Here is a 3,908-nt window from a genome sequence, read left to right on the forward strand (position 1 = left end):
AGTAAGATTTCTAATATAATTATAATAAAAGTTGTGATAATTAATACACTAACGTATGGTATAAAGCTGTATTGTCCTTGTATCCCAACTAAGGGTGACATGATTCCACCAAGTATAAATTGGAACAATCCTAATAAACTTGAGGCATTACCACTGCCACCTGTGCGAGATTCCATAGCTAATGCGAAACTCAAAGGGCCAATTCCTGTAACAGGACAGACGTTTAAAAAGAAACCTATAATTAAGACCCAGATTGGTAAATGTAAGGACAATCCTATGAAAATAACAACCACACCTACAATTTGAATAAGTGTTAGTAAGATTAATAAACTAAAGCGACTGATATATTCGACTAGTTTAGCTGTAACCTGACTCATTATAATTAAACCGATACTATTAATTGAAAAAACGATACCTAATTCTTGAGGTGATAAACTATAAATTTTTTGCGTAATAAAAGGCCCAGCAGAGGCGAAACTAAATAGCATGACGTACGTTAAACCTTGCAACAACATAGGAATAATAAATTTCTTTTGTTTTAGTAAGGCACCAAAGTCTTTAAATATTTCAGTGAAATTTAATTGTGCCGTGTCATGTGTACGTGTTTCTTTCATCTTGAATATAGCGAATAACAAAATAATAAAACTTATAATTGTTAATGCTACAAATACTGCTCTCCAGCCAGCTAAGCTCAACGCATAACCACCAAGTGGAGGGGCTAAAATGGTAATGATACCATTAACTACTAGCAATGAAGCTAATGCTTTTGCAAGAGAGGGGCCTTCGTAATTATCACCTACAGAAGCCTTAGCAATAACAATAGCGCCACCACCTGTTAATCCTTGAATAAAGCGTAATGCTAAGAAAAATGGCAATGTAGTTGTAAAGATGGCTATTAGTGATGCAATGGTATAAATTGTAATAATAATAAGCGCGATTTTTTTGCGTCCAAACGCATCTGATAACGGCCCAAAGATAAATTGGCCTAACGCTAAACCTATCATTGCAAACGACATCGTAAGCTGGACGTGCGATGTCGTTGAGCCAAAATCTTTAAGTACGTGTGGTAATGATGAAGCATACATATCTATAGTTAACGGACCATAAGTGGTCATAATACCTAATACAATAATAATCATTAAAGGTAAGGGACTTTTAGTCTGTGTGTCCATTCAATGTTCTCCTTTATTTAACAGTCAGTTGTTAATTATAACGTTAGTCCATTATTTTGTAACTAGTTATTATGATTTTTTGTCTATTAATAATAGCCGTGCAATATTTTCGGCCACTTGTTGCATATATATACGGCCATTGTCTAATGCGTCTCCTAGTGAACAAGGGTGCTGTAGAATACTAAACACAGATGATATGCCATGTTCATATACTGCTTGATAACCTTCACCCAGACTGCCAGCAATAGCTATCACGGGTATATTTAATTGTTGTGCAGCATGAGATACCCCGATAGGCGTTTTTCCATAAATTGTTTGATGATCCATTTTACCTTCTCCAGTAATTACTAAGTCAGCATCTTTTACGCGTGCTTTAAATTGAGTTGCATTTAAAACAATATCGATACCTTTAGCCAAATTGGCGTTTAAAAAAGCTAATAAACCAGCCCCCAATCCACCTGCTGCGCCCGCGCCCGCTATGTCTTTTACAGACACGTTAAGTTGTTGCTCAATCACATCGTGGTAACGTGTCAATGCAGCGTCTAATTGTTTTACCATATCTTCTGTAGCACCTTTTTGTCTGCCATATATTTCACTAGCACCATATTTACCCAATAAAGGATTGGAAACGTCACATGCTACTTCAATCGTTGTGTGTTTAAGCTTGGTGTTTATGTTACGCGTATCTATATGCGATAGTTTAGCCAAAGCAGCACCACCAGCGTTAAGGGGTTGATTTTCACTATCTAAAAATTTACAACCTAAAGCACTTAACATGCCAACTCCGCCATCATTTGTAGCACTACCACCTATGCCTAAAATAATATGCTTAGCGCCTCGTTCAACCGCATCGTTAATAAGTTGACCAGTACCATAACTAGTTGTAATTAATGGGTTTTTATCTCTTTCAGCGATTAAATCAAGACCAGAAGCACTGGCCATATCGATAATTGCAGTATTTGTTTCTTGGGCATAACCATATGAAGCGGTTATCATTTCGTTAATAGGATTTTTTACAGAAACTGTATGATAACGGGCATTTAGAGCATTGACTAAAGCTTCTGTAGTGCCTTCACCACCGTCAGCCATAGGAATTTTATCGAACACTATTGTATTAGGGAAAACTTGTGAAAACCCTGCTTCAATTGCATTAGCAACTTCAATTGCCGTCATGCTCTCTTTAAATGAATCGGGTGCGATAACTATTTTTTTAATATTTACCATGATTTAAGCCTCCAACGTTGCCTTATAATGAATATATTAATCTTAATATGAAAAGGTTTACAATGCAAAATCATGATACCTTAATTTTTGCGTTGATTTGAAAGAAAGTTTAATCTAGCAACTAGCATTATTTAAAAGTTGATGGCAGAGACGTTTAAAATTACAAAATCGAAAAATTTTTTTGTAGATATTGAACATACTTAAATAAAAATGGGTACAGTGTAATGTAGTTTTAAAATGTTAGATAACGATAATATTTTGATTTTTTGAAAGAAGGTATCATAATGGTTAGTTCAAATAAAATAATAGATATTCATCATCATATCATTCCCAAATTATATAAAGACGCGTTAAAAGAAATAGGTGTAACGACAGCAGGCGGCTTTCCTATTAAAAATTAGGGACCTCAAGATAGTTTAACAATGATGGATGAACTCAATATAGATGTTGGTGTGACTTCTATTTCAGAGCCATCAACGTTACCTTTTAAAAGAGCTAAAGCTGCAAAAGTCGCACGACAAGTTAATGAATATCAAGCGCAACTGAAGAAAAGTTACCCACATAGATTTAAAAGTTTTGCTTAATTACCTATGCCATATATCAAAGAAACTTTAGAAGAAATAGATTTTGCATTAAATGTATTACACTTAGATGGAGTAGGTTTACTATCAAATTACGGTGATGATTTCCTGGGAAATGACAAATTTGACAAAGTGATGCAAGCATTAGAACAACATCATGCTAACGTCTTCGTTCATCTAAGTTCGACTTCCAAAAAATTTAAAGCACCAGAATATGTTTTTGCAGATTTTATAGAAGAATTTACATTTAATACTACTAGAGCAGCTTCTAATTTAATATTTAGCGGAACACTAGAGCGTTTTAGAAACATTAATTTTATATTGGCACATGCAGGCGGCACTTTACCATATTTGACATGGAGAATTAATGAAACGTTACGAACTCAAAAATATGTAATGACGGATCCTCATAATAGATTGAATGAATTTGTAAGTAGTAGTAAGCGTGAACTGGCGAAAGAAGTACTAAAACATCCATTTCAAAATATAATGATGTTTAAGAAGTATCGTAACGGATTGAACCGTTGGGCAACATTAAATGAGAGTGCAGCATACTATATTAATAGATGTTATTTTGATACGGCACTATCAACAGGAGAAGCAGTCTTTGCTTCTTTAAGAGAAGTGACAGATATATCCCACGTATTATTTGGTTCTGATGCGCATTTCGCACCGAATAGTTGGATCGCTAAAATGGAAAAAAATATTAATGACTCTCGACAATTTAATGATAGTGATAAAACGAAAATATTTAATAGCAATGCACTAAATATATTATCTTAATTAAACATGTATGCATTCAAAACTTGAGTAAGTTGGTAAGAACATAAAGGAGAGCAAAATGAAAATAACGCAAACACAATATGAAGTTATGAAATTCATCATCGTCGGTGGTATAAATACTGTAAATTACTATATTGTTTATTTATTA

4 protein-coding genes and 1 pseudogene are annotated in these 3,908 nt (G+C 34.1%); 3 read left to right on the forward strand and 2 right to left on the reverse strand.

The genetic code is table 11. The features are described 5' to 3' along the window. On the reverse strand, positions 1-1,172 hold a 1,172-nt coding region (locus RPL90_RS02850; protein ID WP_313543943.1), incomplete at its 3' end, for a multidrug effflux MFS transporter. A 69-nt stretch (positions 1,173-1,241) separates the two neighbouring features. Next, positions 1,242-2,396, reverse strand: coding sequence for a glycerate kinase (locus RPL90_RS02855; RefSeq protein WP_313543959.1), 1,155 nt, complete (start codon positions 2,394-2,396; stop codon positions 1,242-1,244). Between the two features lie 422 nt (positions 2,397-2,818). On the opposite strand from RPL90_RS02855, the gene RPL90_RS02860 reads away from it, so the two are divergent. The 3 genes and pseudogenes from RPL90_RS02860 to RPL90_RS02870 form a co-directional block, all read left to right on the forward strand. Then, positions 2,819-2,980 carry a hypothetical protein gene (locus RPL90_RS02860; protein ID WP_313543975.1) on the forward strand — a complete coding sequence of 54 codons (162 nt, stop codon included), beginning with the start codon at positions 2,819-2,821 and terminating at the stop codon, positions 2,978-2,980. A 6-nt stretch (positions 2,981-2,986) separates the two neighbouring features. Then, on the forward strand, positions 2,987-3,760 hold the full coding sequence (locus tag RPL90_RS02865) for an amidohydrolase family protein (RefSeq protein WP_313543991.1): 774 nt from the start codon (positions 2,987-2,989) through the stop codon (positions 3,758-3,760). A gap of 58 nt (positions 3,761-3,818) precedes the next feature. Beyond that, a pseudogene (locus tag RPL90_RS02870) lies at positions 3,819-3,908 on the forward strand (GtrA family protein); the annotation flags it as partial.

This window comes from Staphylococcus kloosii (assembly GCF_032139365.1).
Classification (GTDB): domain Bacteria; phylum Bacillota; class Bacilli; order Staphylococcales; family Staphylococcaceae; genus Staphylococcus; species Staphylococcus kloosii_A.